At 75.0% G+C, this 4,569-nt stretch carries 1 protein-coding gene; it reads right to left on the bottom strand.

What is annotated here, in order from left to right:
* Positions 1-4,569 (bottom strand): SDR family NAD(P)-dependent oxidoreductase (locus ABZW14_RS34080; RefSeq protein WP_355355333.1); only part of this gene is annotated, 4,569 nt, incomplete at both ends.

Below are 4,569 nucleotides of genomic sequence, written 5' to 3'. Positions count from 1 at the left end.
CCAAGCCGTGCAGGGTGGCGATGCCGTCGGCGAAACGCACCGCCTCACGCACGTGCCGCACCCAGTAGCCCGGGCTGGCGATCTCCGCCGGGTCGGCGAGCTGCCCGGTCAGGTTCGACACGATCGGCAGGCGCGGCTGATGCCAGGTCAGACCGTCCAGAACACGGCGGAAGTCGGCCAGCATCGGTTCCATCAACCGCGAGTGGAACGCGTGACTGACCGGCAGACGCTTAACCCGCCAGCCCCTTCCCGCGCACTCTTCCGCGACCCGGTCCAGGTCGACGGTCGGCCCGGACAGCACCACCGACCGCGGCCCGTTCACCGCCGCCACATCCAGCCGGATGCCGCAGCCATCCAGCAGATCCCGAACCTCATCCTCCGATGCAGCGACGGCGAGCATTCCCCCGCCGGCCGGCAACGCCTGCATCAACGCACCCCGCGCCGCCACCAGGACACACGCGTCCTCCAGCGACAGCACACCGGCCACGTAGGCGGCGGTCACCTCACCGATCGAATGACCGGCCACATAGTCGGCGGTCACACCCCACGAGGTCAGCAGCTCGTGCAGGGCCACCTCGACGGCGAACAACCCCGCCTGCGTGAACACCGTCTGATCCAGCAACCCGGCCAGCTCACCGCCCGGCTCCGCGAACACCACCTCCCGCAACGAGCGATCCAGGCGGCCATCGAAGAACGCGCACACCCGGTCGAACGCATCCGCGAACACCGGGAACCGCTCGTACAACTCGCGGCCCATCCCCGGGCGCTGCGCCCCCTGACCGGTGAACAGCAGGGCGCGCCTGCCGGGCGTGGGCTCGCCGAGGACGAGGCCCGGTGCGCTTCCTCCCTCGGCGAGTGCGGTCAGGCCGGCGAGCAGATCGTCGCGGCCCGGGGCGACCACCACCGCCCGGTGTTCCAGGGCGGCCCGGGTGGTCGCCAGGGACCAGCCGACATCCGCGATCGACAGGTCGCTGTGCTCCTCGACGTGCTTGGCCAGCCGCGTCGCCTGACCCGCCAGGGCCTCCGCCGAACGCGCCGACACCAGCCACGGCACCACCGGCAGATCCGCCGAGGTACCGACCGCGGCATTCTCGGCCCCGTCACCGCTCGACGCGGCGCCCGTCAGTGCCGCCTGATTCACCTCCCGGACCGGCGACGCCGCGCCGCCCCGGCCCACTGGCATGGCCGCCTCGCCCTCGACTGGCTCGGGTTCCGGCGCTTCGAGGATCACGTGGGCATTGGTGCCGGAGATGCCGAACGACGACACCGCCGCCCGACGCGGCCGGGCCACCACCGGCCACTCCCGGCTCTCAGTCACCAGACTCACCGCACCCGAGGACCAGTCCACCTTCGACGACGGCGCATCCACGTGCAACGACGCCGGCACGATCCCGTGCCGCATCGCCAGCACCATCTTGATCACACCGGCCACGCCCGCCGCAGCCTGCGTGTGCCCGAGGTTCGACTTCACCGAGCCCAGCAGCAGAGGTTCCTGCCCATCGCGCCCCTGCCCATACGTGGCCAGCAACGCCTGCGCCTCGATCGGATCACCCAACGTCGTACCCGTGCCATGCGCCTCCACCACATCCACCTCGGCAGCCGACAGCCGCGCCGACGACAACGCCGACCGGATCACCCGCTGCTGCGCCGGACCGTTCGGCGCCGTCAACCCGTTCGACGCCCCATCCTGATTCACCGCCGAACCGCGCACCACGGCCAGGATCCGGCGGCCGTCGCGCCGGGCGTCGGAGAGGCGCTGCACCAGCAGCACGCCGACGCCCTCGCCCCAGCCCGTGCCGTCCGCCGAGTCCGCGAACGAGCGGCAGCGCCCGTCCGAGGAGAGCCCGCGTTGGCGGGCGAATTCCTCGAACGCGCTGGGCGTGGCCATCACCGTGACACCGCCGGCCAGGGCCAGGTCGCACTCGCCGGCGCGCAGCGACTGGGCGGCCAGGTGCAGCGCGACCAGCGACGACGAGCAGGCGGTGTCCACGGTCACCGCCGGCCCCTCGAACCCGAACGCGTACGCCACCCGGCCCGACAGCACGCTCGCGGTGGCGCCGGTGGCGCCGTACCCGGCGAGGTCTTCCCCGCCCCGCCGGACGAGGTGGTCGAAGTCCTGCCCGTTGGTGCCGGCGAAGACGCCGACCCGGCCGCCGGCCAGGGTGAGCGGGTCGAGCCGGGCGTCCTCGATGGCCGCCCAGGACGTCTCCAGCAGCAGTCGCTGCTGCGGGTCCATGGCGACCGCCTCGCGGGGCGAGATGCCGAAGAACTGGGCGTCGAACGCGCCCGCGTCGTCGAGGAAGGCGCCGTGCGTCACGGACGGCGACAGCCCGGCCAGGTCCCAGTGCCGGTTGGTCGGGAGGTCGCCCATGGCGTCGACGCCGTCGGCGAGGAGCCGCCAGAACTCCTCGGGTGAGCCGGCACCGGCGGGGAAGCGGCAGCCCATGCCCACGATGACGATCGGGTCGTCGTCGACGGGGCGTACTCCCGGGGTTCCGTTCGCGGGCCGATCCTGCCCGCCGAGCAGTTCGGTACGGAGGTGGACGGCCAGGGCGTCCGGGCTGGGGTGGTCGAAGGCGAGCGTGGCGGGCAGGGTGAGGGCCGTGGCGGCGTCGAGGCGGTTGCGCAGTTCGACGGCCGTCAGCGAGGTGAAGCCGAGGTCGCGGAACGCGCGGCGGGGCGGCACCTGGTCGGCGCCGCCGTGGCCGAGGACCGCGGCGACCTCGGCGCGGACCAGCTCGCGGAGGGCGTCGAGCTGCTCGGCCTCGGTGAGACCGGCGAGCCGCCGCCGCAGGGCCGTCCCGGCGGTGGCCCGGTCGGCGTCGGTGGCGGGTGGTGCGCTCAGCAGGTCGCGGATCAGCGGGTCCGGCCGCCGGCCGGGTGCGGCGGCCACCCGGTCCCAGTCGACGTCGGCGACGACGAGGTGGGTCTCGTCGTGGTCGAGTGCCCGGTGGAGGGCGCGGACGGCGCGCGCGGGATCCATGGCGCCGATGCCGCTGCGGGCCATCCGGCGTTCCACGTCACCCGCGCTGACGCCACCGTCGGCCCACAGGCCCCAGCCGACGGCCGTGGCGGGCAGCCCCTCGGCACGGCGCCGCCAGGCGAGCGCGTCGAGCCACGCGTTGCCGGGCGCGTAGTTGGCCTGGCCGGGCCCGGCCATGGTGCCGGCGAGGGAGGAGAACAGGACGAACGCCGACAGGTCGTGGTCGCGGGTCAGCTCGTCGAGGTGGCGGGCCGCGTCGACCTTGGCCCGGAGGGCGGTCGCCATCCGGTCGACGGTCAGCGCGTCGGCGACCGTGTCGTCGAGCGCCGCTGCGGTGTGCACGACGGTGCGCAGCGGCGCGTCGGCGGGAATCGCCGCGAGCAGGTCGCGCAGCGCGTCCCGGTCGGCGACGTCGCAGGCCGCGACGGTGACGCGGGTGCCGTGCGCGGTCAGTTCGTCGACCAGGCCGGCGGCGCCGGGCGCGTCGGGGCCACGCCGGCTGACCAGCAGCAGGTGGTCGACTCCCGCCGCGGCGAGAGCGCGGGCCACGTGCCCGCCGAGGGCCCCGGTGCCGCCGGTGACGAGCGCGGTGCCGCGCGGCGTCCAGCTCCGTCCGGCGCCGGCCGGCCGTCCGGCCCGCACCAACCGCCGGGCGTACGCGCCGGAGGCTCGCAGCGCGACCTGGTCCTCGCCGGTTTCGCCGCCGAGCAGCCGGCGCAGCCGGGGTACGGCGCGCGGGTCGATCGTCCCGGGCAGATCGACGAGACCGCCCCAGCGGTGCGGGTGTTCGGCGCACAGCACGCCGCCGAGGCCCCAGAGCAGGGCCTGGTTGGGTTCGACGGTGGGGTCGTCGGGGTCGGCGGTGGCCGCACGGCGGGTGGCGATCCATAGCCGGGCGGTGATCCCGGCGTCGCCGAGCGCCTGGGCGAGGGTGACCGTGTCGGCGAGCCCGACCGGCACGGAGGCGCTGTCCGGGTGGGCCCCGGACGCGAGGCCGAGCAGCGACAGCACGGTCTCCGGAGGGGTGACCCCGCCGAGATGGCGGGCGAGTTCGGCGCGCCCGGTGCCCGGCGGCACGGGCAGCACCCGTACGCCGGGCGCGGCCAGCGCGGCCGCCCACTCGGCCGCCGGCCCGGTCAGGTCGGCGGGTATGACGAGGAGGAGGTCGCCGACCTCGGACCGGGCGCTGTGGGGGAGCGGCTGCCAGCTGACCCGGTAGCGCCAGGAGTCGAGGGCGGTCTCGCTCTCCCGCCGGCGTCGCCAGGCGGAGAGGGCGGGCAGCACGGTGGCGAGGGGCGCGTCGGGGTCGACGGCGAGGGCGGCGGCGAGCGCGGCGACGTCCTCGTTCTCGATGACCTGCCAGAACGCCGCGTCGTCGGTGTCGTCGCCGTGGCCGCGGGTGCGGGCGTCGAGCCAGTAGCGCCGGTGGTGGAAGGCGTAGGTGGGCAGGTCGACGGTGCGCGGTTGCCGGCCGGTGGTGGTGAACCAGGTGGTCCAGTCGACGGGTGTGCCGGTGACGTGCAGCCTGGCGAGGGCGGTGGTGACCGCGATCGTGTCGGGTTGGTCGCGGCGCAGGGCCGGGATGT

Origin of the sequence: Micromonospora sp. NPDC004551 (assembly GCF_040609975.1) — a bacterium.
GTDB lineage: Bacteria > Actinomycetota > Actinomycetes > Mycobacteriales > Micromonosporaceae > Micromonospora.
Note: the sequence above shows the minus strand (reverse complement) of the source record. Positions and strands in the feature narration are given on the sequence as shown.